Below are 23,000 nucleotides of genomic sequence, written 5' to 3'. Positions count from 1 at the left end.
GTACAAAAGCCCTATACCAAGGAGCCCTTGATGTCCGTTCCAACCACGATGTTCCGCCTCACTGGCCGCGATTACCCGCCGGCCAAGCTGAGCCAAGCCAGCCTGATCATCATTGATGCGCAGAAGGAGTACCTGACCGGGCCCCTGGCGCTGTCGGGCATGGATGAGGCCGTGGCCAACATCGCCAGGTTGCTCGACGCCGCGCGCAAGAGCGGCCGTCCGATCATCCATGTTCGCCATCTGGGCACCGTTGGCGGGCGCTTCGACCCCCAGGGCCCTGCAGGTCAGTTCATTCCGGGGCTCGAACCGCTGGAAGGCGAGACCGTGATCGAAAAACGCATGCCCAATGCCTTCAAGAACACCAAGCTGCACGAGACGTTGCAAGCACTCGGCCATCTCGACCTGATCGTCTGCGGCTTCATGAGCCACTCCAGCGTCAGCACCACCGTGCGCCGTGCCAAGGACTATGGTTACCGGTGCACCCTGGTGGAAGATGCGTCGGCCACCCGCGACCTGGCTTTCAACAATGAGGTGATTCCAGCGGCGCAGATCCACCGGTGTGAAATGGCCGTGATGGCCGACAACTTCGCCTGCGTGGCGCCGACGGCCAGCCTGATCTGATCCGATCAGGAGGGTGGCGGCAGGCAGGAACCCGAGGTGTGTTTGTGGGTCCAAGGGCCCAGACCCCAACAGGAGAGCAGGATGAAGCTTAAAGGCAGTATCGACGCCAAGCGCCTGCGCCCGCGCCAACCGCGCAGCTGGGGCGCACGCCTGGGTGCTGCGCTTGCCGCGCTGCTGGCCACCCTTGGTGTGTTACTGGCCATGGCCGGCGTGGCCGGGCTGCTGGGCAACTACCCTGCCCTGGCCGAACTCAACGCCAACAAGCCGCTTGCCGCCACCTTGACGGTGGTGGGGCTGCTGATGCTGTGGCTTGGCGTACGCTTCTGGCGCCTGAGCCGCATTCGCATGCGCCGTGCTCGGGAGCTGAACATGTCGCCCCACTTGATGAAGAAGCATGAGTGAGGTTCCTGCAACCGCAGCCCCCCTGTAGGAGCGGCCTAGCCGCGATGGGGCGCGCAGCGGCCCCAGGATTTCAGCTTGGCCGCCTAGATCGCCGGGGCCGCTGCGCGTCCCATCGCGGCACTAGGCCGCTCCTACATTAGCTCACCGTCTCCCTTAGCTCACCGTCCCCCTTAGTAGCCCACCGTCGCCCTTCCCCACCCGACCACCATGGCTGCACACCGCCGCGCACTCGCGTAAACTATGCCGCCCACGCGGAGGCATCATGCAAGACGACGATTTTTCCCTGTTCAAGGCCGAAGTGCGCGGCGTCAAGCCGATCACGCACGACCGTGCCGAGGTCGGCAAGCCCAAGGCCGATCGCCAGAAACTGGCCGGCCTGCGCCAGTCGGCGACCGTGTCCAGCGACAAGGCATTGGTCATCGATGGCATGTCCGACCAGTTCGTCATCGACGTGGGCGCCGAAGACGAACTGATGTGGCGCCGTGACGGTGTCCAGGAAACCCAGCTGCGCAAGCTCAAGCTTGGGCAGATACCGTTCGAAGGCAGCCTGGACCTACACGGCATGACCGTGGAAAAGGCGCGCGAGACGCTTTGGGATTTCATCGCCGAGGCGACGCGCCTTGAAGTACGCTGCGTGCGGGTCACCCATGGCAAGGCGGCACGCCTGGACGGCAAGCGCCCCATGATCAAGAGCCACGTCAACACCTGGCTGCGCCAGCACCCGCAAGTGCTCGGCTTTGCCTCCTGCAGTGCCCGCCACGGTGGCACCGGCGCGGTCTATGTGATGCTCAAACGAACCATGCTCGAAGGCCGCGACGAGTAACGCCGCGCTTGCAGCGCCGCCCTTGCCGCCGTAACCTTCGTTTTTGCGATTTTTCCCACAGGTAGATCCATGTCCCTGGAACAGAACTACACCGAGATCCTCAGCCAGATTGGCGAGGACGTCTCCCGTGAGGGCCTGCTCGACACGCCCAAGCGGGCTGCAAAGGCGATGAAGTATCTTTGCCGCGGTTATGAGCAAACACTGGAAGAAGTGACCAACAACGCGTTGTTCAGTTCCGACAACAGCGAAATGGTGCTGGTCCGGGACATCGAGCTGTATTCGATGTGCGAGCACCACATGTTGCCCTTCATCGGCAAGGCCCACGTGGCCTACCTGCCCAAGGGCAAGGTGCTGGGCCTGTCGAAAGTGGCGCGTATCGTCGACATGTACGCCCGCCGCCTGCAGATTCAGGAAAACCTCAGCCGCCAGATCGCCGATGCCGTGCAGCAGGTGACCGGTGCCGCCGGCGTTGCCGTGGTCATCGAGGCCAAGCACATGTGCATGATGATGCGCGGTGTGGAGAAGCAGAATTCGAGCATGATCACGTCGGTGATGCTGGGTGAGTTCCGCGCCAACGCGGCCACCCGCAGCGAGTTCCTCAGCCTGATCAAGTAACCGGCTTCGTCACCCAGGCCGACCCCTGCCGGTCGGCCTTTTTCATTTCAGGAGTTTGTACATGATCGTCAAAGCCCTGCGGGTTGGCCTCGGCCAGCTTATCGTATTCGGCGACTGGGCCAGCCGCCCGGCCAAGCGCAAGCGCGACCCGGCGGCCCAGGCCCGCGTGGACGAGGCGGCCAAGGGCCTGGCGCTCTACCAGTTCCATGCCTGCCCGTTCTGCGTCAAGACCCGCCGCACCTTGCACCGCCTGAACGTGCCGGTGGCGTTGCGCGATGCCAAGAACGACCCTATGCACCGCCAGGCCTTGGAACAAGGCGGTGGCCGGATAAAGGTGCCCTGCCTGCGCATCGAGGAAGCGGGCAAGGTGACCTGGATGTATGAGTCCAAGACCATCATTGCCTACCTGGATGAGCGGTTTGGCAAGGGTTGATTCAGCGGTGGCGGGTGCAGCCTTGGCACCCGCCAGCGAGCGAGGTCGCTCCTACATGTTACTCGTGAATCAGCCCACCATCGGCACATGCCGCGGATGGCTGCTCACCCTCTCCAGCCAGGCACGCACGGCCGGGTAGTCCGCCAGGTCGAAACCGCCTTGCTGTGCCACATGGGTGTAGGCATACAACGCCACATCGGCGATGGAATACTGGTCACCTACCAGGTACGGCGTCACCTGCAACTGCCGCTCCATCACACGCAGCGCCTTGTACCCGCCCTTGTGCAACTTGCGGTACTCCTCCACGCGATCATCCGGCAGCCCCAGGTAGAACTGGATGAAGCGGGCCACAGCGATATACGGCTCATGGCTGTATTGCTCGAAGAACTGCCACTGCAAGACCTGGGTGCGCAGGCGCGGCTCGGCGGGCAGGAACTCGCTGCCGTCGGCCAGGTAGTTGAGGATGGCATTGGATTCCCACAAGTAACTACCGTCCTCAAGTTGCAACACCGGCACCTTGCCGTTGGGGTTCATGGCCAGGAACTCGGGCGTCTCGGTCTCGCCCTTGAGAATGTCCACGGCGTGCCACTCGTAGGGCCGCCCCAACAGGCTGAGCATCAACTTGACCTTGTAGCAGTTACCCGATTGATAATCGCCGTAAACCTGTACATCACCCCTACCCCTGCAATGCCGTCATACCAGAGCGCCTGATAGTTAACGACTGTACGGTTAAAAGCAATGATCGCTGTATCGCTGCTGTCACCTCGCCTGGCGTTAGTCTGAAAACCACGGCGTACACCCTTACAAGGATTTTTCATGACCGATGCCACTTCCGCTCGTCTTCGCCCCCTGGCAGATACCTCGCCCTCGGCGGTGGTCGCAGGCTTCATCGCCATGCTCACCGGCTACACCTCCTCGCTGGTGCTGATGTTTCAGGCCGGGCAAGCGGCTGGCCTGACCACCGCGCAGATATCCTCCTGGATCTGGGCGCTCTCGATCGGCATGGCGGTCTGCAGCATCGGCCTGTCCCTGCGCTACCGCACGCCCGTGACCGTGGCCTGGTCCACGCCCGGCGCGGCGCTGCTGATCACCAGCCTGGGCGGGGTGAGCTACGGGGAGGCGATCGGGGCCTACATCACCTGTGCTGCGCTGGTGCTGATCTGTGGGCTGACCGGCAGCTTCGAGCGCCTGGTCAAGCGGATTCCTGCCTCGCTGGCATCGGCGCTGCTGGCAGGCATCCTGTTCAAGATCGGCAGCGAAATCTTCGTCGCCGCCCAGCACCGCACCTTGCTGGTGCTGGGCATGTTCTTCAGCTACCTGTTGGTCAAGCGCCTGTCCCCGCGCTACTGCGTACTGGCCGCTCTACTGGTGGGCACGGCCCTGTCCGGTGCCTTGGGGCTGCTGGACTTCAGCGGCTTCGCCCTGGAAATGGCAACGCCGGTATGGACCACGCCGCACTTTTCGCTGGCAGCCACCATCAGCATCGGCATTCCGCTGTTCGTGGTGGCAATGACCTCGCAGAACATGCCGGGCATTGCCGTGCTGCGGGCAGACGGTTATCAGGTGCCGGCCTCTGCGTTGATTTCAACCACCGGCCTGGCTTCGTTGCTGCTGGCGCCGTTCGGCTCGCACGGGGTGAACCTGGCCGCCATCAGCGCGGCCATCTGCACCGGGCCGCATGCCCATGAAGACCCGAGCAAGCGCTACACCGCGGCCGTGTGGTGCGGCGTGTTCTACGGTGTAGCCGGCGTGTTCGGAGCGACCCTGGCAGCGCTGTTCGCGGCCTTGCCCAAGGAACTGGTGCTGTCGATTGCGGCGCTGGCCCTGTTTGGCTCGATCATGAATGGCCTGACGGTAGCCATGAGTGAAGCGCGCGAGCGTGAAGCGGCCGTCATCACCTTCATGGTCACGGCCTCGGGGCTTACGCTGTTCTCCATCGGTTCGGCCTTCTGGGGCATCGTGGCCGGTGTACTGGCCCTGCTGATCCTGAACCCACGCAAGGCGTAAGACACCCGCCCATGGCAGGCTCTACGCCGGCGGAGCCCTGCCAGGGCGGCGCCATCACAGCCTGAAGTGCCCCACCATGCCCTTGAGGTCGGTGCCGAGCTGCGCCAGCTCGACGCTGGACCGGGCGCTGTCCTGCATGGCCAACGCAGCCTGGTCGGCACTGCCACGAATTTGCGTGACGCTGCGGCTGATTTCTTCGGCGACCGAGCTTTGCTGTTCGGCGGCGGCGGCGATCTGCTGGTTCATCTGCTGAATCAACGACACCGCTGCGGCAATACTGCCCAATGCGCTTTCGGTGTGCAGGGCATCGGCCACGGCCAGGCGCACCAGCTCCGTGCTGCCGCGAATCTGCGCGACGGACTGCTGCGCATTGCCGCGCAGGCTGGCCACCAGGGTTTCGATCTGCTCGGTGGACTGGCGCGTGCGCCTGGCCAGTGCACGCACCTCGTCGGCCACCACTGCAAAGCCGCGCCCCTGCTCGCCGGCCCGGGCCGCTTCGATGGCCGCGTTGAGGGCCAGCAGGTTGGTTTGCTCGGCCACGCTCTTGATGACTTCGAGCACATCGCCAATGGTATGGATTTCAGAGCTGAGGCTCTCGATGCCCGCGCTGGCGGTTTCGGCTGCGGCGGCCAACTGCTCAATGCGCTGCATGCTCTGGCGCACCACATGTTGCCCCGAATCGACCTTCTCGTCCGCAGCCTGCGCCGCTTGCGCGGCTTCCTCGGCGTTGCGCGCCACATCGTGCACGGTAGCCGTCATCTGTTGCATCGCCGTGGCCACTTGTTCGGTCTCTTCCTTCTGGCTGCCGACTTCGCGGTTGGTCTGCTCGGTCACGGCCGACAGCGCCTGGGCGTTGCCGGCCAACTGCTCGATGCCTTGCTGCAAACCGCTGACGATGCCTGACAGGCCGGCGGCCATCTGCTGCATGGCCTGCATCAGTTGCCCCACTTCATCGCGGCGCGGGGCGACGGGCTCGAACGCCAGTTCGCCGTCGGCAATGCGTTGCGCACGGGCAATCACATGTTTGAGCGGGCCAACTACGGCGCGGGTGATCAGCCAGGCGGCCAGCACGCCCACCAGCAAGGCCAGCGCGGTGGCGATGGCGATGGCCACCGTGTTGCGCTGCAAGTCGCCTTGCAGCACGCGCTCTTCGGTGAGGTAGGCCTGATCGACGCGACTTGTGACGTGCTCGGCCGAGGCCTGCAACTGCGCTTTGAGGCCTTGTTCGCTGGCCAGTTGGTCGGTGTATTCGTTGAGTTTTTCGGAGAAGCTGCCAATGTGCCCCGCCACCTCGTTGAGTACGCTCTGGTAGCCACTGTCGGTGACAGCCGCTTGTAACTGGCCCACAAGGCTGGCGGCCTCGACCGTTTGCGCGATGCGCGCCTGGCTGACGTCGTCTTCGCCCTTGCGGCTTTTCTCAAGGCGCACCCGGGCTTCATCCATGGCCTGGAGCATCAACCGCGAGACCTGCGCCACCTGCGCGGCCTGCTCCAGGAACTCACCGCCCTGCTGGCCTTGTGATTGCTTGAGGGTATACACCCCGTCATCAGCCAGGCCGGATTGCAGCACGTCGAGGTTGTTGGCAACGCTTGAGACCGACCAGCTGGCGGTATCGAGCGCCAGTTCCTTGGCCTGCACCGCGCCGACGAACGCTTCGAATGCCTGCCCATAGGCGGCCAGCTCGGGCTCGGCTGCGGCCAGGGCCGGCAGTGCACGAGCGCGCTCGACCAACCCTTGCAAGCCGGCGCGCAAGGCTTCGGCTTGCTTGATGTCGGAGCGCAGTGCAAATGCCTGTTCGTGCTGGCGCAGACGCAACAGGTCGGTATTGAATTGTGCCAGCGCGCGCAGGCTGTCAAAGCGCTGTCCGACACTGTGCAACGCCGCGATACCGATGGCAGCCACCGCCAGGGTCAGCAGCAACACCAGGGTGAAGCCCAGCGCGAGTTTGCGCGCCATGCCCAGGTTGGCCAACACACCGTGCTTGCTCGCGCCCATGCCGATTCCCCTTGTGGGTGTCAGGTTATCCCGAACGCCAAGGGTGGCAACGTTGCCAACCCCTGAACAAGGGCCTGACGTCAGAATAGTGTCAAATAGCTATGAGTATGTCGGTAATGGGTTTGTAGGAGTCGTCCTACGTATGAAAGGCAGGGATGGGTGGCCGGATGTTGTCTGGCAACGACGGTGGTTGGTGGAGGGACATGGTGGCGGCACGCTGGGGGTGCGCGAGGGATGAAGATTTGCGGCTCGGGGCGGAGAACTTGGGGCCGCTGCGCAGCCCATCGCGGCACAAGGACCGCTCCCACAAAAGTGCAATCTACAGGCTACTGAGCCCCGTGTGGGAGCGGCCTTGCCGGGGCGCCGGACCGGCCGCGATGGGGCGCGCAGCGGCCCCAGGATGTCAGCGTGATAATGCATCTTCAGGACCAGCGCTCAACCCCTGGCAGCCTTTGGGCTTCATCCACCACAACCTCACCGATTCAAATTGCCGTGGCCCCTCCATCCACCGTCAGACAATGCCCAGTGGTAAACGCCGCACCATCGCTGCACAGGTACAACACCGCACTGGCGATTTCGGCCACGGTGCCGATGCGCCCTACCGGGTGCATGGCGGCAGCGAACTCGGCTTTGCGGGGGTCGGCTTCATAGGCACGGCGGAACATGTCCGTATCGATCACGGCCGGGCACACGGCATTGACCCTGATGCCCTTGCGGGCATATTCGATGGCGGCAGACTTGGTCAGCCCGATCACGGCATGCTTGGACGCACTGTAGATGCTCATCTTCGGCGCTGCGCCCAACCCCGCCACCGAGGCGGTATTGACGATAGCGCCGCCGCCCTGGGCCAGCAGTAGCGGCAGCTGGTATTTCATGCACAGCCACACACCTTTGACGTTCACGCCCATGATGGCGTCGAACTGCGCCTCGCTGCCGTCGGCCAGCTTGCCCTGCTCGATCTCGATGCCCGCATTGTTGAAGGCATAGTCCAGCCGGCCATAGGCGGCGACCAAGTGCTCGTGCAGCTGGCGGACTTGGTCTTCGCGGGTCACGTCGCAGGCGATGAACAACGCCTCGCCACCTGCGGCCCGAATCTGCCCGACCGTTTCCTCGCCGCCCACGGCGTCCAGGTCGGCGACCACCACCTTCAGGCCCTCGCCGGCAAAGGCCAGCGCCGTTGCCCGGCCGATGCCCGCCCCGCCCCCGGTGACCAGTGCTACCTGGCCCGAAAAACTCATGCTCATGCCGCGCTCCTGTCAGGGCCTGTGAGGCACACGAGCATAGCCAGCCGCTGGTAAGGCCGCAGCATCATCACATGGACATTTATAGGACCATGCTTGTCAGTGATGTTGAGGACCTGCTTTCATCAACAAGGTAGATTTATCCTCTTGTGCCCATTCCATTCTTCAAGGACCCGTCATGACCCAGACCAATCGCCGCTTCCTGCTCGTCAAACGCCCGGTCGGGGCGGTAACGCGTGAAGACTTCAAGTTCGAGACCCTGCCTGCCGAACAACCCGGTGAAGGGCAAGTGATGGTGCGCAACCTGTACCTTTCCCTGGACCCGGCCATGCGCGGCTGGATGAACGAGGGCAAGTCCTACATCCCGCCGGTTGCCTTGGGGCAGGTGATGCGCGCCCTGGGCGTGGGCGAAGTGGTTGCGTCCAACCACCCGGACTTCAAGCCTGGCGACCATGTGAACGGCGCATTGGGCGTGCAGGATTACTTTACCGGCGAGCCCCAGAACCTGCAGAAAATCGACCCGAGCCTTGCACCCCTGCCCCGCTACCTGTCGGCCTTGGGCATGACCGGCATGACGGCGTACTTTGCCTTGCTGGAAGTGGGCCAGCCTAAAGCCGGCGACACCGTGGTGATCTCCGGCGCCGCGGGTGCGGTGGGCAGCATTGCGGGGCAGATCGCCAAGATCAAGGGCTGCCGCGTCGTGGGTATCGCGGGCGGTGCCGAGAAATGCCAGTACCTCAAGGATGAACTGGGCTTTGACGGCGTCATCGACTACAAGGCCGAGGACGTACAGGCAGGCCTTAAGCGCGAATGCCCGAAAGGCGTGGACGTGTACTTCGACAACGTCGGGGGCGAGATTCTGGATGCGGTGCTGACGCGCATCAACTTCAAGGCGCGCATCGTGATCTGCGGTGCGATCAGCCAGTACAACAACAAGGAAGCGGTCAAAGGCCCGGCCAACTACCTGGCGCTGCTGGTGAACCGTGCGCGCATGGAGGGCTTCGTGGTGATGGACCACGCCAAGGACTACGGCAAAGCGGCCAAGGAAATGGCCGGCTGGCTGGCCAATGGGCAGGTCAAGAGCAAGGAAGACGTGGTGGACGGCCTGGAAACCTTCCCAGACACCCTGTTGAAACTGTTCAACGGGCAGAACTTCGGCAAGCTGGTGTTGAAGGTGTAATGACTGACTGGACGCACGCCTTTCAGGTCCCGATCCGATGACGGTGCCTGAAAGGCGTGCGGCTCAGGCTCAGCCGCGAATCTCGGCCACTACCGCTGCCAACGCTTGGGCCGGGTCGGCGGCCTGGCTGATGGGGCGGCCGATTACCAGGTAGTCCGAGCCAGCGTCCAGGGCCTGACGCGGCGTGAGGATGCGACGTTGGTCATCCTGGGCGCTGCCTGCCGGGCGAATGCCGGGGGTGACGAGCTGAAGGCCAGGGTGAGCGGCCTTGAGCGCCGGGGCCTCCAGCGCCGAGCACACCAGCCCGTCCATACCGGCCTTTTCGGCCAGCGCCGCCAGGCGCAGTACCTGTTCTTGCGGGTCGACATCCAGGCCGATACCGGCCAAGTCTTCGCGTTCCATGCTGGTGAGCACGGTCACGCCGATCAGCAGAGGTTGCGGGCCGCTGCGCTTGGCCAGTTCTTCACGGCAAGCAGCCATCATGCGCAAGCCGCCGGAGCAATGCACGTTCACCATCCACACGCCCATCTCGGCAGCGGCCTTGACGGCCATGGCCGTGGTGTTGGGGATGTCGTGAAATTTCAGGTCCAGGAACACTTCGAAGCCTTTGTCACACAGGGTTTCGACAATGCCCGACGCGCTGCTGGTGAACAGCTCCTTGCCCACCTTGACGCGGCACAGCGCAGGGTCCAGCTGGTCAGCCAGCTTCAGGGCGGCTTCGCGGGTAGGGAAGTCCAGGGCGACGATAAGGGGCGTCTGGCAAGCAGGCATGGCAGGGTCTCTTGGCAAGTCGGAAACGGCGCGCATTGTAAACGATGTGACGCAGGCTGGGGGGGCCGCTGGCCCAGGATTTGGTCGGACGGTGGGCCAGGATGTGGGCCGGTGGGTGCTGGGCCTGCGTGAGGCGCCGTACCATTGAACCAACGAAGCGGCGCCTGGCTCAAAACAGGTGAGCAAGCCGCTTACATTCGCAACAGGAGAAGGAAAATGCCTTGGTATGCCTGGCTGATACTCATCGTTGCCATTGGCTCGATCGTCGGCGGTTTGATGATGCTGCGCGACACGGCCAAGAAGCTGCCGTTGACTGACGAGCAGTTGCGCAAGGTTCATGAACGCAACGCCGAGGCCGATGCCCGGGATGCTCAAGACCGCTGAATGCGGTTGATGGCCTTTCAATGAGCGGGCCTGTCGAAGGCCCGCCCCTCTGTACTTATTGCACTTTCAGTTTGTCGCGGTTGCGTTCTAGCAGCGCATTGCCGATGCCTTTTATCTCGAGCAATTCATCAACCGACGCGAATGGCCCGTGGGCTTCGCGGTAGGCGACGATTGCCTCGGCCTTTGCCTTGCCGATGCCGTTGAGTTCTTTCTGGAGCGTCAGGGCATCTGCGCTGTTGAGGTCGACCAGCGGGGTTGCTGACTGGCTTGCCTGGGCGACCATCGCCATGGGTTCGACCATGGTCGTGGCATTGGTCGGTGCTGCGTTTGCGGTGAACGAAAGGCTGGCGATGAGTGGGAGCAGCAGCGCGGTGAGCAGGTTTTTACGCATGATGAAGACTCCTAGGGTTGGTCGTTTCTGGCAGCCTGTTCCTTGGGCTGCGGGGTTAACCCTAGCGCTGGAGGTGGGGGGTGGGACAGGGTTGGGGGTGGGGTAATGGTTACTGGATTGGTCGGGGGTGGGCTTAGGGTGGGGGGTGGCTGGAGAGGTGGGATCGGTTGAGTTGGTGAGGTGTAGCAGGGTTTATTGGGGGAGAGGTGATAGATGGGGAATGGGGCTGACGTGCTGGGGGCTTGAGTCTGACAGGAGGGTCGGGGTAGTCGCTTGGGGGTTAGGGTGTGTGATGTGGTGCTGAATGCGGGGGTGCTGGGTGCCCTACGGGGTAAGAGCCGCGGAGATGGTGGGCGCGCTTTAGATCTTGGGGCCGCTTTGCGGCCCATCGCGGCGCGAGGCCGCTCCCACAGGTCCGGGTAGGCCTGTGCTTCACGCCGTGTCATCGCCTGCCTAGCACCGCATCTGAAGGCTAACGCCTCCCGGGGTAGGAGCGGCCTCGTGCCGCGATGGGCCGCAAAGCGGCCCCGGGGCACCGAGCCCAATCGACGGCTCAAGCACTTACCGCTCCACCGGCCCCTGGCGACGCTGCAAATAAACCCAGTCCACGATATCGCCCTGCGGCGAATACCCGTTCACCATCTCGCGCAGCAACTGCCGCACGCGGGTGAAGTCGTCCTCGGCCACCGCCGCCAGCAACAGCGTCAGCCCTTCGCGCAACCGTTCCCACGCCAGGTAGTCCTCGTTGGCCGCCATGATCATCGGGTGCGCGGTGGGGGATACGTCGTCGCCGATCAGCAGCTCCTCGTACAACTTCTCACCCGGCCGCAAACCCGTGAACTCGATGGCGATGTCGCCCTGAGGATTGGACGAGCTGCGCACGCTCAAGCCCGACAGGTGAATCATCTTCTCCGCCAGCTCGACGATGCGCACCGGCTCGCCCATGTCCAGTACGAACACATCCCCGCCCTGCCCCATGGCCCCGGCCTGCACCACCAGTTGCGCCGCCTCAGGGATGGTCATGAAGTAACGGGTGATCTTGGGGTGGGTAACCGTCAGCGGGCCACCTGTCTTGATCTGCTGGTGGAACAGCGGAATCACCGAACCGGACGAACCCAGCACGTTGCCGAAACGCACCATGGTGAAGCGGGTCTTGTTCACCCGCGCGATCTTGTTGCAATCGCCATACAGCACCGGCGCCGCTTCCCGGCTGAGCGCCTGCAGAATCAACTCGGACAGTCGCTTGGTGCTGCCCATCACATTGGTCGGGCGCACGGCCTTGTCGGTGGAGATCAGCACGAAATTGGCCACCCCGGTCTGCAATGCCGCCTGGGCCGTGCACAAGGTGCCGTAGACGTTGTTGAGAATGCCTTCGGCGATGTTGTGCTCGACCATCGGCACATGCTTGTAGGCGGCTGCATGGTAGACGGTGTCCACGCGCCAGGTGCTCATCACATCGACCAGGTGTTGCTGGTTGCGCACCGAGCCCAGGATCGGCAGCAACTGCACCGACAGCGATTCGCGGGCCACGCGCTGCTCCAGCTCGCTGAGGATGCTGTACAGGTTGAATTCGGCATGGTCCAGCAGCAGCAAGGTCTTGGGCCCAAGGCCGATGATCTGCCGGCACAGCTCGGCGCCAATGGAGCCGCCGGCACCGGTCACCAGCACCACCTGCTTGTGAATGCAGCGCTCCAGCAAGCCTTCCTGCGCGGGCACCGGGTCGCGCCCGAGCAGATCGGCAATGTCCACGTCCTGAATATCGTCCACCTTTACCCGGCCAGTGGCCAGGTCGGCAAAGGCCGGCACGCTTCGCACGTGCAGGGGGTACGGTTCGAGCAGGGCGAGAATCTCCCGGCGCCGCGCGCGGGTGGCCGACGGCAGTGCCAGCAACACCTCCTGGGCGCCGGTTTCCTTGAGCATCTGTTGCAGGTGCTTGGGCTTGTAGACCTGCAGCCCGGAGATGACCCGGTTGGCCAGGTCGCCGTCATCGTCGAGGAAGGCCACCGGGCGCATCACCCGGCCCATGCGCAACGCCGCCAGCAGCTGGTTGCCGGCAGTACCTGCGCCATAGATGGCTACCTTGATCTGCCCGTCGTCGCGGTTGGCGAAAGGGATCTGATGGGCGCCAGTGAACCAGTCGCCCAGAAAATACTGGCGCATGATCAGGCGCAAGCCGCCGATGATCACCATGCTCAACCACCAGTAGTTGAAGATGATCGAGCGCGGTACCACCACCTCGTGGTTGCTGTACCAGTACACCACCACCGCCAGGATCAGCGAAGACAGGGTCACCGCCTTGATGATCGCCACCAGCGCATCGTTGCCGAAGTAGCGCATCACCGCCCGGTACATGCCGAAGCGGATGAACAAGGGGATGGCCACGCACGGCGCGGCCATGAACAGCCAGGTGTGCTCGACGATGGGGTTGTACATCTCCTCCACGCCCAGCCGCACGATGAACGACAGCCACAGCGCGAACCAGATGAGGGCAATGTCGGCACACACCTGGATCAGGCGTTTCTGCCGACGTGACAGGGTGACCAGAAACTGCCGCAGCCTGTCGTTCTTCGCATTGCTCATCGGGTTTTCCTCATGGCTACGCCATCTTGTGAAAATGACCAGAGCGACTGCCGAACATACAGCCCTGTACAACCCTGATTGCGCCCGCCTTGCTGGAGCATGCTATTCCTTCTCCCCTGCCCGGTAGGCAACTGCCAACAGTATCAGAGGGGCATAGGCCACCAAGGTTCCGGTTGCCCCATCAAGTTTGAGCACCACGACGACCAACGCGACGGGCAGCAGCCAGCCCAGGTTGATAGCCGCCACCGCCAGGCTCACCGGCCGGTGACGACCGTGGCGCCGCGAGGCGTACTGGTAGGCATGGCTGCGATGTGCTTCGTAGACCCTTTCACCGCGTAGCAAACGGCGCGCCAAGGTGAAGGTAGCGTCTACCACGAATACACCCAAAAGTATTAACCACCCCCAGAAGAGTAGCGGATCTATCCAACCTGCCACGATTGTCAGCAAACCCAGCACGATGCCAAGAAAACCACTGCCCGCATCGCCCATGAAGATGCGGGCAGGCGGGAAGTTCCAGATCAGGAAACCGGTGACGGTGGCGGCCAGCAGCAGCGGCAACCACGCAGCACCCGGCGCACCCGCCAGCCAGAACAGCACGGTGCCGCCCAGGCACACGCAAATGGCTTCGATGCTGGCAATGCCATCGATGCCGTCCATGAAGTTGTACAGGTTCAACAGCCAGACCAGGTACAGCAGGCCCAGCGGCGCGGCTAGCCACAGAGCATGCAACGGCCAGCCGAACACGCTGATCGGCGGCAGGCCACCCAGCCAGGCCAGCCCCCAGCCGGCTGCGGCGAAATGGCCCAGCAGGCGCCAGCGCGCGGCAATGTGCCCGTGGTCGTCCATGAACCCGATTACGGCCACCAGGCCCCCTGCCCCGAGGATGCCCACCAGCACCGACGGCGCCACGTACCCGGCCCAGCCCAGTACCAGCACACCGACCATGAAGGCCACGACGAAGGCCACCCCCCCGCCCCGGGGCGTGGGCAAGGTATGCGAACTGCGGGCATTAGGAATGTCCAGCAGGCTGCGCGACAGCGCGTAGCGGCGCAGTGCGGCCGTCATCAGCCAGGTGGCGATGCCTGCCACGATGAGGATGGCGGTCATGGGCGGTGGTTCTCCTTGAAGGCGTGCGCGGTGGCGGCCAGGCCTTGCTCCAGCGTGTAGGGCGGTCGCCAGCCCAGCAGCTGGTGGTTCTTGGTGATGTCCACTTGCAGCGAGCCCAGCAGGCGCTGGGCCAGGTCACGGCGCCCCAGCAGCGCGGCGCCCGTTTGCAACAGCGCGGCGGGCACCGGCACCAGGCGGGCTGGGCGGCCCAGCGCCCGGCCGAGGGCCCGCAGCAGCTCGCTCAAGGATACAGCCTCGCCGTCACTGGCCAGGAACGTCTGGCCTGCTGCCGCAGGGTGTTCCACGCAGGTGATGATCAGATCGACCAGGTTGCCCAGCGAGACCAGGCTGCGGCGATTGTGTACCGCCCCCAGCGGCAGGGGCACGCCACGCTCCAGCCAGCGCATCATGCTCAGGAAGTTGGCCTTGACGCCTGGGCCGTAGACCAACACCGGCCGGATCACGACGACCTCCATGCCCGTTTCGGCGGCTACCGCCTGCAACCCCTGCTCGGCCTCGTGCTTGGAAACGCCATAGGCGTCCTGAGGCACGGGGGCATCATCGGCATGCAGGGGCCGGCCCGGCTGGCTGGTTTCGCCATTGACCTTGATCGAGCTGATGAAAATGAAGCGGCGCACGCCCGCAGCCGCCGCCTGGCGGGCCAGGTTGAGCGTGCCCTGCACGTTCACACGGCGAAACTCGGCCAGGCTATCGGTGGCGGTTTCCTTCATCACATGCACACGCGCCGCCGCGTGCACCACGACGTCTACATCGATAAGGGCCGCCTGCCAGTCGGTATCGGCGCTCAGGCCCGCAACGGTGACCGCGTCTATGCCTGCCAGAGGCGATTGGCTGCTGGGGCGCAAGGCGGCGCGGGGCGTAAGGCCTTCGACCGTCGCCAGGCGCTGGCACAGGGCGCTGCCGACAAAGCCCGAGGCCCCAGTGATCAATAACGTGCGTCGTTCCATGAAATCCGTTCTCGGTTCACACCGGCAAGGCCGGCATGCGGCGATCTTCGCGCCCGTTGTGCCTGACTGACCGGGCTACAACAGGCTGCGATACAGCTCGGCGTAGGCATTGGCCATGGCCGATGCGGTAAAGACGTTCTCGAAGCGTTGCTGGGCGGCGGCACCCATGGCCTGGGCCTGGGCCGGGTCGTCCCACAGCTGCTGCATGGCCTGGGCCAGCGCCGGTGCATCGCGCGGCGGTACCACCAGCCCGGTCTGGTCGGCCAGGTTGATGAAGGTGGTGCCGGAGCCCATTTCGCAGGAGATCAGCGGCTTGCCGTACATGGCCGCTTCCAGCAGCGAGATGCCGAAGGACTCCGAACGCAGGTGCGACGGGAAGGTAAAGGCATAGCACAGTTCCAGCAGCGCCACCTTGTCTTCGTCCGGCAAGCCACCCAGGAACTGCACCTGGCTCAGGCCCGCGTCGCTGGCCTGCTGGCGCAGCTGCTGCTCCAGGAAGCCGCCGCCCATGATGACCACGGGCAAGCCGCTGATACGCGCGGCCTCCAGCAGGTAGTCCAGCCCCTTGTAATAACGCAGCGCCCCGACGAACAGGAAGAACCGTTCGCCCAACCGTTGCCGCCAGTACGCCAGCTTTTCGGCGCTGGCTTTGGGGTACGTGGACCGGTCCAGACCATACGGGATGATCGACACCTTGTCCTTGAACTGGGTCAATACCGGGCTGTGCGCCGCATAGTTGGGCGAAGAGGCCACTATGCGGTCGACGCTGGAAAAAAAGCGGTTCATCAGCGGCTGGTACAGCTTGAGCAGCCACTTCTGCTTGACGATGTCGGAGTGGTAGCTGACCACGGTCGGCTTGTTCAGCCGGGTGGCGAAGTGCACCAGGTCCATGTACGGCCAAGGGAAGTGGAAATGCACGATATCGGCCTTGCGGGCCAGTTCGGCAAAGTCCTTGAAGGCCGACAACGAAAAGCCGGTGGAGGCGACATGCAGGTCCAGCTTGGCACGGTGCGTGAGGTGGTTGGCCACCGGCTCGTTGCGGGCAGCGCCACGTGAGCTCAGGTACAGCACCTCGGGCTCGATACCGTGGGCCTGGGTGCCTTCGGCGATCTGGAAGATCACCTGCTCGATACCGCCCATGGAATCGGGGTAGTAGGTTTTGAAAAAATGCAGAACCTTGATCATCGTTGCTTGACCGCTTGATACACCTCAAGGGTGCCTTGGGCACACCGTTCCCACGAGAAACCACCGGCATGCTGCAAGCCCTGGGCAATGGCCGTGGCGCGCCAAGCTTCGTCTTCCAGGCCCCGTTGCAGCAGTGCGGTCAAGCCTTCCACGTCATCGGGCGCGCACATGAGCGCTGCATGGCCTGCGACCTCAGGCAGCGAAGAGCTGTTGGAGCACACCACCGGCACGCCGGAGCTCATGGCTTCGAGCACGGGCAGGCCAAAGCCTTCGTAGTGGGACGGGAAGGTGAACAGCCGGGCGCCGGCGAACAGCAACGGCAAGTCTTCGCTGGGGGCGAAGCCCAGGTAGCGGGCCCAGCCCTGCTCCTGCGCCTGGGCGATGCGGGCGTGGATGGCCTCGCTGCGCCAGCCTTGGTAGCCGGTGAGGATCAGCGGCCAGCGTTGGCGCAGGGCAAGCGGTAGGCGGCCATAAGCGTCGAGCAGGTTTTCGATGTTCTTGCGCGGCTCGATGGTGCCCACGAACAGGCTGTAGCCACCAGGTTCGAGACCATGACGCGCCAGCGTTTGTGTGAGCGCCTGCGGGCTACGGGGATGGAACTGCGGCGAGCTGGCCAGGGGAACCGCATGAATGCGCTCAAGCGGCCAGTTGAAGTAATCGGCCAGCTCCTGGCGAATGTAATGGGACACCGTGATCAGCGCATCGGCCCGCTCAAGGGTCAGCAGGAGCTCTTTTTGCAAGTACCGGGCGATCTGCGGGGTATGGCAATGGGCCCAGGTGAAAGGCGACAAGTCGTGGAACGTGGCGACGCTGCGGCCTGCGAAGGGCGGCAGGTAAAAATTGGTGCTGTGGTAGATGAAGTCATCATGCCCACGCAATGCGCGCTTACGCAGAAACGGCATCAGCCGCCGGTAGGCTTCGACGGCCAAGGCGTTTTTCTGGACGAAACGCTTGAGCCCATGCACGGCATCGGACTGGTCTGCTGGCTTGAGAAGCGCTGGCACGAAGCTGCGCCCGGCAAACAGCCGCAGGTCGTCGATGTCATCGCACTGCTGCAGCCGCGAGGCCAGCTCGTAGGTGTAACGCCCGATACCGGTCAGCGGGAAGCGAACCGACTCGACGGAAAGAATGACCTTCATTGACCGGCGAGCATCCAACCCAGCGTTTCGTCCAGAGCGGGTGTTTCCCAACCCGGCACCAGCGCCCGCAGGCGGGCGTTGTCGCCGCACAAGGTCTTGACCTCGTTGGCGCGCACGAACGCAGGGTTTACCTGCACGTCAAGCGTGTGCCCGGTGATGGCCGAGCACTTGGCGATGACTTCGCGCAGCGAATGGGTGATGCCGGAACTCACGTTCACGGTCTGGCTCACTGCCCGCGCCTCGATCAGGCCACGGTAGGCACGCACCACGGCGCGCACGTCGCTGAAGTCACGCCACACATCCAGGTTGCCCAGTTCGATGGCTGGGGCCTTGCGCTGGAAGTGCGAAACGATCTTGGGCAGCAGGAAGTTCTCGGCCTGCCCAACACCTGTGTAGTTGAACGGACGCGTGATGACGATCGGCAGCCGGTCGCACCACAGCTTTGCCATGTACTCCATCGCCAGCTTGCTGACGGCGTAGTCGTTGGCAGGTGCAGGCGGGGTGTGCTCGTCCAGCATCCCTTCGGAAACATTGCCGTAGACATTGGCACTGCTGGCAATGAGTACGCACTCTGGCGTTTTGCCGCAGGCCGCAATGGCTTCGAGCAGGTTGCGCGTGCCGATCAGGTTGACCTGATAGAAGGCATCGGCAGCGCCGTGCCCGACAAACGCAATGGCAGCCAGATGCACGATCACATCCGGCTGCAGTTCGGCCAGCAACGCACGCAGGCCCGGCCCATCGGCCAGATCGACCTGGTGGTAATCGGGCGCCGCCGAAGGCTGGCTCCCGGTACCGATCACTTCATAACCCTTGGCCTGCAATTCGGCCGCCATGTAGCGACCTGTGAAGCCATTGATCCCGGTGACGAGTGCGCGTTTGCTGGCCATTTGCATCAGAACGAGAACCCTTTTTCGTTACGACGCAGGTCGGCTTCGACCATCATGCGGCACAGCTCTTCAAGGCTGGTTTTAGGCTCCCAGCCCAGTACCTGCTTGGCTTTGGCCGGGTTGCCGATGAGCAGCTCGACTTCGGCTGGGCGGTAGAATTTCGGGTTGATGACGACCAGTACCTTGCCGGTTGCAGCGCAGGTGCCCTGCTCGGCTTCGTCCTTGCCGCTCCAGTTGATTTCGATACCAGCGGCCTTGAAGGCCATGGTGACGAAGTCACGCACGGTTTCGGTGCGGTTGGTGGCCAGTACGAAGGTGTCTGGCTCGTCAGCCTGCAGCATGCGCCACATGCCTTCGACGTATTCCTTGGCAAAGCCCCAGTCGCGCTTGGCGTCGAGGTTGCCCAGTTCCAGCTTGTCCAGCAGGCCCAGTTTGATCTTGGCGACCGAGTCGGTGATCTTGCGGGTCACGAACTCACGGCCGCGCAGGGGCGACTCGTGGTTGAACAGGATGCCGCTGGTGGCGAAGAGGTTGTACGACTCGCGGTAGTTGATGGTCATCCAGTGGGCGTACAGCTTGGCCACACCGTAGGGGCTACGCGGGTAGAACGGGGTGGTTTCGACCTGCGGGATTTCCTGCACCTTGCCGAACATTTCGGAGGTGGAGGCCTGGTAGAAGCGTACCTTCGGGTTGACGATACGGATGGCTTCGAGCAGGTTGACAGCGCCCAGGCCGGTGATTTCGGCGGTGGTCAGGGGTTGCTCGAAGGACACACCCACGAAGCTTTGTGCGGCGAGGTTGTACACCTCGGTGGCTTCGGTGGTTTGCAGCAGGCGGATGCTGGCCGACAGGTCGGTGAGGTCGTACTCGACCAGGTGCAGGTTAGGGTTGGTGTGAATGCCCAACTCCTCGATACGCCAGAAGTTAACCGAGCTGGTACGACGGTAGGTGCCGTAGACCGTATAGCCCTTTTCCAGCAGCAGTTCCGCCAGGTAGGCGCCGTCTTGACCAGTGATCCCAGTAACGATTGCTTTCATGCGACTTAACCAACTCCGATAGTGCCGTGCGGGCATGTGTGATTATTGGGGCTTGACGCGGCAGCTCCGAGCCGCGCGTACTCGCTTGCATGCGGCAGTATACATAGGTCGGGGGGAGTACTCGACTCACAAAGTACTGGCGCGGCGCCAGCTGCTGGTCAGGCCTTATTGAAGGGGTTAGGAACCGGCGCGGGAGAATAAGTTCCAGGGGGGAGAATGGCCAGTGCTTGGGGTGTAGGAATGGTCTGAATTTGGGTGGGTTCTAAAGGCTGGTCGTGTGGGAGCGGCCTTGCGCCGCGATGGGCCGCAAAGCGGACCCAGGATTGCAGCTTCGCAGCGGATATCCCGGGGGCCGCTGCGCGGCCCATCGCGGCACGAGGCCGCTCCCACAGGGGGGGCCGCGTAGGCTCTGAGGAACGCCAGGAGGCGTGTGCCGAGCGATCTCTTTAACAGCCTAGGCTACCGCCCAAGCCCACCCCACCCGTCCAATCAGCGGCGCGCATCCAGCCGCGCCACGTCACCGCCCGGCAGGGTCGGCTCTGGCACAGGGCTCAACCACACATTGACGTTGTCCACGCTGTCCTGGTTGAGCTGACCCGCCCAACGATTGAGCAGGAACAGATTGGTGATGAAGTCATACTGCGTCTTGAGCAAATCACGACGCGCCTTGAACTCGTTCTGCACGCTGGTGAGCACATCCACCGCGTTGACCACCCCGTAACTGAACGCCTTCTGCGCCGCTACGCTGGACTGCTGGGCCGAGGACAGGGCGTTGCGGTTGGCGCGGATCTTGTCCACCGCCGCCTGGGCCGTGAGGAAGGCCGTGGTGGTTTCCTTCACCACCTGACGGCGAATGCCTTCGAGCTGTTCTTCGGCCGCCAGCTGCTCGTCATACAAGCCACGCACACGGGCCGAGGTGGAGCCACCGCTGTAGATCGGGATCTTCACCCCAAGGCTTGCCACATAGCTGTCGCTGCGCGGCGCCTGGGTGTTGTCGTAACCCTGGTCACTCTGCTGGGCGCTCAGGCTCAGGGACAGCTGCGGGTAGTGCTCGCCCTTGCCTTCACGCACGGCCGCCATGGCTGCCTCGGCACCGCTGCGCGAGGCCTTGAGCTGCGGGTTGGTTTCCACGGCCTGGGTCAACCATTCCTGCAAAGGACGGGTGGGCGCCTGCAGCGCGACATCGTTACGCACCCGGCTCAGCGGCTCGGTGATGGGCCGACCGACGATCTCGGCCAGCGCCTCACGGCTGACCTGCACCTGGTTGCGGGCTTCCACCTCCTGGGCGGCCAGGAAGTCGACGCGCGCCTGCATGTCCAGCTTGTCGGTGATCTTGGCCATCTGCCGGTCGAACATGCTGGTGACACGGTCCAGGTTTTTCTGGGTGGCACGACGCTCGGCTTGCACCAGCGCCAGTTCGTCGTCGGCGGCCAGGGCCACGAAGTAGCGCTTGGCCAGGTCGACCGTGGCTTCGGCCAGGGTATCTTCGGCCTGCTGGCCCTTCTGGTCCTTGACGCTCTTGGACTTCTGGTACCGCTCCCAGGCCGGCTTGTTGTACAGGTACTGGGTCAGGCTCAACGAATAGCTTTCGTTGTTATAGATGTCGCGGTCGATCTCGTTCTTGCGCAGCACGCGGCTGGTGTTGGCGTTGGCCGACACCTGCGGCAGCAGGCCGCCCAAGGCTTCGCGCTGCTGGGCTTCGGCCGAGCGCGCGCGGGCATAGGCGGCCAGCACCCGAGGGTCTTCCAGCCTGGCCTCACGGTACAGGCCGGCCAAGTCCAGCGTGTAGGTCGACGCCGACACCGCTTTGGGCACGTCAGCTGGCGCGCCCTTCCCTTCCACGGCCACCGCCTGGCAGGCGACCATGCACATCAGCATTCCAGGTAGCAAACGCAGCACAATCATTCCTCGATCAGCGATTCGGCGAACATGTTGCGGGCCGGTTTGAGCAGGTACTGCAGCATGGTGCGGTCGCCGGCGTTGATCAGCACGTCAGCAGGCATACCGGGGTGCAGCTTGCGGCTGCCAAGTTTCTTCATGCCATCTTCGGTCACCTGCACACGCACCAGGTAGTAGGTGTCGCCGCTGCGCTCGTCGGTCAGGCTGTCCGCCGAAATGCGCACCAGCTTGCCCTCGATGACCGGCGTGGTAGCTTGGTTGAAGGCGGTAAAGCGAATGTCTGCGGTTTTACCCAACTCCAGACGGTCGATATCACGGGTGGCCACCTTGGCCTCCACCACCAGCTCGGACTGTGCAGGCACGATATCCAGAATCGGCGTAGCCGCGCTGATTACACCGCCGATGGTGTGTACCTTCATGTCCAGCACCATGCCGCTTTCGGGTGCGCGAATCACCACACGCGATAGGCGATCACGCAGGGCTGCTTCCTTTTCCTGAAGGTCGAAGACCTGAGCCTGAACGTCCGAAAGCTCATTTGCCACGTCCGAGTCGAATTTCTTCTTCAACTGCACGATCTGCAATTCGGTCTCACCAATCTGCAGGTTGGTCTTGGTGATGTTGGAGCGGTGGTCCGCCACTTCGGTCTTGAGCATGTCCAGCTTGCGCTCCTGCTCGAGCAGGCGCTGATTGTCCACGAAGCCTTCGGCCAGCAGCTCCTTGAGCTGCTTGATTTCACCGGTGTACGACTTCTCCAGCCCACTCTTGGTCCCGATCATGTCGTTCAAACCCGCGATTTGCTGCTTCATCTGCTGAATGCGCTCGCGGTTGACCGAGATTTCACCCTGCAGCGAGTTGCGACGCGCGTTGAACACCTGCAACTCACCCGCCATGGCCTCCTGAGCACGGACCGAATCGGTGCCGTCCATTTTGACCGGCGGAATTTCGTTCAGGCCGTCGCGTTCCGCCCGTAGGCGTGCTTCTTTATATCGCGCCACGATCAGCTGGTTGCGGGTGGACTCGTACTCGGCGCTGAGCTGGGACTCGTCCAGCACGATCAGCGGGTCGCCCTTCTTGACCAGGTCGCCGTCGCGGGCCAGCAGTTCCTTGACGATGCCGCCCTCAAGGTGCTGCACGGTCTTGCGGTAGTTCTGCACGGTGACCACACCGGAACCATGCACAGCGTTGCTGAGGGGCGCGAAGGCCGCCCAGCTGCCGAAAATGCCGAATGTAACGAAGACGATGGTCAGGCCGATGCGGCGAATGCCGCGGTCGGACGTGGGCATGTCGTCAAAATTGTGATCGAAGGTGGTGATCGCTTTACTGCTCATCTAGAAA

General features: G+C 63.5%; 21 protein-coding genes and 1 pseudogene. 8 read left to right on the top strand and 14 right to left on the bottom strand.

Going from position 1 to position 23,000, the window contains the following annotated elements:
* Positions 1 to 30 precede the first annotated feature (30 nt).
* The 5 genes from CRP40_RS14320 to CRP40_RS14300 all read left to right on the top strand — a co-directional run bounded on the left by CRP40_RS14320 (position 31) and on the right by CRP40_RS14300 (position 2,894).
* Positions 31 to 621 (top strand): cysteine hydrolase family protein, encoded by a 591-nt coding sequence (locus CRP40_RS14320; RefSeq protein ID WP_027914297.1) that lies wholly within the window; start codon positions 31 to 33, stop codon positions 619 to 621.
* Positions 622 to 702: 81 nt separating this feature from the next.
* Complete coding sequence (locus CRP40_RS14315) at positions 703 to 1,023, top strand: hypothetical protein (protein WP_027914296.1); 321 nt, start codon at positions 703 to 705, stop codon at positions 1,021 to 1,023.
* A 262-nt stretch (positions 1,024 to 1,285) separates the two neighbouring features.
* Positions 1,286 to 1,846 (top strand): Smr/MutS family protein, encoded by a 561-nt coding sequence (locus tag CRP40_RS14310; protein WP_023535332.1) that lies wholly within the window; start codon positions 1,286 to 1,288, stop codon positions 1,844 to 1,846.
* A gap of 69 nt (positions 1,847 to 1,915) precedes the next feature.
* Positions 1,916 to 2,461, top strand: a complete 546-nt coding sequence (folE, locus tag CRP40_RS14305) for a GTP cyclohydrolase I FolE (protein ID WP_023535356.1) — start codon at positions 1,916 to 1,918, stop codon at positions 2,459 to 2,461.
* A gap of 61 nt (positions 2,462 to 2,522) precedes the next feature.
* A complete protein-coding gene (locus tag CRP40_RS14300; protein WP_027914295.1) occupies positions 2,523 to 2,894 on the top strand; it encodes a glutaredoxin in 372 nt (123 codons plus the stop codon).
* 69 nt (positions 2,895 to 2,963) lie between these two features.
* On the opposite strand, the pseudogene CRP40_RS14295 reads toward CRP40_RS14300, so the two are convergent.
* Positions 2,964 to 3,560, bottom strand: a pseudogene (locus CRP40_RS14295) (glutathione S-transferase family protein); the annotation flags it as partial.
* Positions 3,561 to 3,710: 150 nt separating this feature from the next.
* On the opposite strand from CRP40_RS14295, the gene CRP40_RS14290 reads away from it, so the two are divergent.
* On the top strand, positions 3,711 to 4,901 hold the full coding sequence (locus CRP40_RS14290) for a benzoate/H(+) symporter BenE family transporter (RefSeq protein ID WP_027914294.1): 1,191 nt from the start codon (positions 3,711 to 3,713) through the stop codon (positions 4,899 to 4,901).
* Positions 4,902 to 4,955: 54 nt separating this feature from the next.
* Here the strand turns inward: CRP40_RS14290 and CRP40_RS14285 are convergent, their stop codons facing one another.
* Together CRP40_RS14285 and CRP40_RS14280 are read right to left on the bottom strand one after the other, a co-directional pair.
* The gene (locus CRP40_RS14285; RefSeq protein ID WP_027914293.1) at positions 4,956 to 6,896 is read right to left on the bottom strand and encodes a methyl-accepting chemotaxis protein; all 1,941 of its coding nucleotides are present in this window, start codon (positions 6,894 to 6,896) and stop codon (positions 4,956 to 4,958) included.
* A 482-nt stretch (positions 6,897 to 7,378) separates the two neighbouring features.
* Complete coding sequence (locus CRP40_RS14280) at positions 7,379 to 8,140, bottom strand: SDR family oxidoreductase (protein WP_027914292.1); 762 nt, start codon at positions 8,138 to 8,140, stop codon at positions 7,379 to 7,381.
* 175 nt (positions 8,141 to 8,315) lie between these two features.
* On the opposite strand from CRP40_RS14280, the gene CRP40_RS14275 reads away from it, so the two are divergent.
* The gene (locus CRP40_RS14275; protein WP_027914291.1) at positions 8,316 to 9,317 is read left to right on the top strand and encodes an NADP-dependent oxidoreductase; all 1,002 of its coding nucleotides are present in this window, start codon (positions 8,316 to 8,318) and stop codon (positions 9,315 to 9,317) included.
* 69 nt (positions 9,318 to 9,386) lie between these two features.
* Here the strand turns inward: CRP40_RS14275 and pyrF are convergent, their stop codons facing one another.
* Entirely contained in the window at positions 9,387 to 10,088 is a 702-nt protein-coding gene (gene pyrF, locus CRP40_RS14270; protein WP_027914290.1) for an orotidine-5'-phosphate decarboxylase, read from the bottom strand.
* Positions 10,089 to 10,304: 216 nt separating this feature from the next.
* Here pyrF and CRP40_RS14265 point away from each other — a divergent pair, with 216 nt between their 5' ends.
* Positions 10,305 to 10,472: a DUF2897 family protein gene (locus CRP40_RS14265; RefSeq protein WP_023535343.1), complete on the top strand. Its 168-nt coding sequence runs from the start codon at positions 10,305 to 10,307 to the stop codon at positions 10,470 to 10,472.
* Between the two features lie 55 nt (positions 10,473 to 10,527).
* Here CRP40_RS14265 and CRP40_RS14260 read toward each other — a convergent pair whose 3' ends face one another.
* From CRP40_RS14260 to CRP40_RS14215, 10 genes are all read right to left on the bottom strand, one after another.
* On the bottom strand, positions 10,528 to 10,863 hold the full coding sequence (locus CRP40_RS14260) for a helix-hairpin-helix domain-containing protein (RefSeq protein ID WP_027914289.1): 336 nt from the start codon (positions 10,861 to 10,863) through the stop codon (positions 10,528 to 10,530).
* A gap of 561 nt (positions 10,864 to 11,424) precedes the next feature.
* A complete protein-coding gene (locus CRP40_RS14255) occupies positions 11,425 to 13,443 on the bottom strand; it encodes a nucleoside-diphosphate sugar epimerase/dehydratase (protein ID WP_023535319.1) in 2,019 nt (672 codons plus the stop codon).
* Between the two features lie 102 nt (positions 13,444 to 13,545).
* Positions 13,546 to 14,550: a glycosyltransferase family 4 protein gene (locus tag CRP40_RS14250; protein ID WP_027914288.1), complete on the bottom strand. Its 1,005-nt coding sequence runs from the start codon at positions 14,548 to 14,550 to the stop codon at positions 13,546 to 13,548.
* Positions 14,547 to 15,518, bottom strand: coding sequence for an SDR family oxidoreductase (locus CRP40_RS14245; RefSeq protein WP_027914287.1), 972 nt, complete (start codon positions 15,516 to 15,518; stop codon positions 14,547 to 14,549). Before CRP40_RS14245 ends, CRP40_RS14250 begins: the two co-directional genes overlap by 4 nt.
* 75 nt (positions 15,519 to 15,593) lie before the next feature.
* Positions 15,594 to 16,703 (bottom strand): glycosyltransferase family 4 protein, encoded by a 1,110-nt coding sequence (locus CRP40_RS14240; RefSeq protein ID WP_027914286.1) that lies wholly within the window; start codon positions 16,701 to 16,703, stop codon positions 15,594 to 15,596.
* Positions 16,700 to 17,842, bottom strand: coding sequence for a glycosyltransferase family 1 protein (locus CRP40_RS14235; protein WP_027914285.1), 1,143 nt, complete (start codon positions 17,840 to 17,842; stop codon positions 16,700 to 16,702). Before CRP40_RS14235 ends, CRP40_RS14240 begins: the two co-directional genes overlap by 4 nt.
* The gene (locus CRP40_RS14230; RefSeq protein ID WP_027914284.1) at positions 17,839 to 18,735 is read right to left on the bottom strand and encodes a GDP-mannose 4,6-dehydratase; all 897 of its coding nucleotides are present in this window, start codon (positions 18,733 to 18,735) and stop codon (positions 17,839 to 17,841) included. The genes CRP40_RS14235 and CRP40_RS14230 overlap by 4 nt, the downstream gene beginning before the upstream one ends.
* Positions 18,735 to 19,766, bottom strand: coding sequence for a GDP-mannose 4,6-dehydratase (gene gmd / locus CRP40_RS14225; protein WP_027914283.1), 1,032 nt, complete (start codon positions 19,764 to 19,766; stop codon positions 18,735 to 18,737). The genes CRP40_RS14230 and gmd overlap by 1 nt, the downstream gene beginning before the upstream one ends.
* A 489-nt stretch (positions 19,767 to 20,255) precedes the next feature.
* On the bottom strand, positions 20,256 to 21,671 hold the full coding sequence (locus tag CRP40_RS14220; protein WP_027914282.1) for a TolC family outer membrane protein: 1,416 nt from the start codon (positions 21,669 to 21,671) through the stop codon (positions 20,256 to 20,258).
* Complete coding sequence (locus CRP40_RS14215) at positions 21,668 to 22,993, bottom strand: HlyD family type I secretion periplasmic adaptor subunit (protein WP_027914281.1); 1,326 nt, start codon at positions 22,991 to 22,993, stop codon at positions 21,668 to 21,670. The genes CRP40_RS14220 and CRP40_RS14215 overlap by 4 nt, the downstream gene beginning before the upstream one ends.
* Between the last annotated feature and the right edge of the window lie 7 nt (positions 22,994 to 23,000).

Source organism: Pseudomonas sp. URMO17WK12:I9 (assembly GCF_900230165.1).
Taxonomy (GTDB): Bacteria; Pseudomonadota; Gammaproteobacteria; order Pseudomonadales; family Pseudomonadaceae; genus Aquipseudomonas; species Aquipseudomonas fulva.
This window is presented reverse-complemented; position numbering and strand designations above follow the sequence as displayed.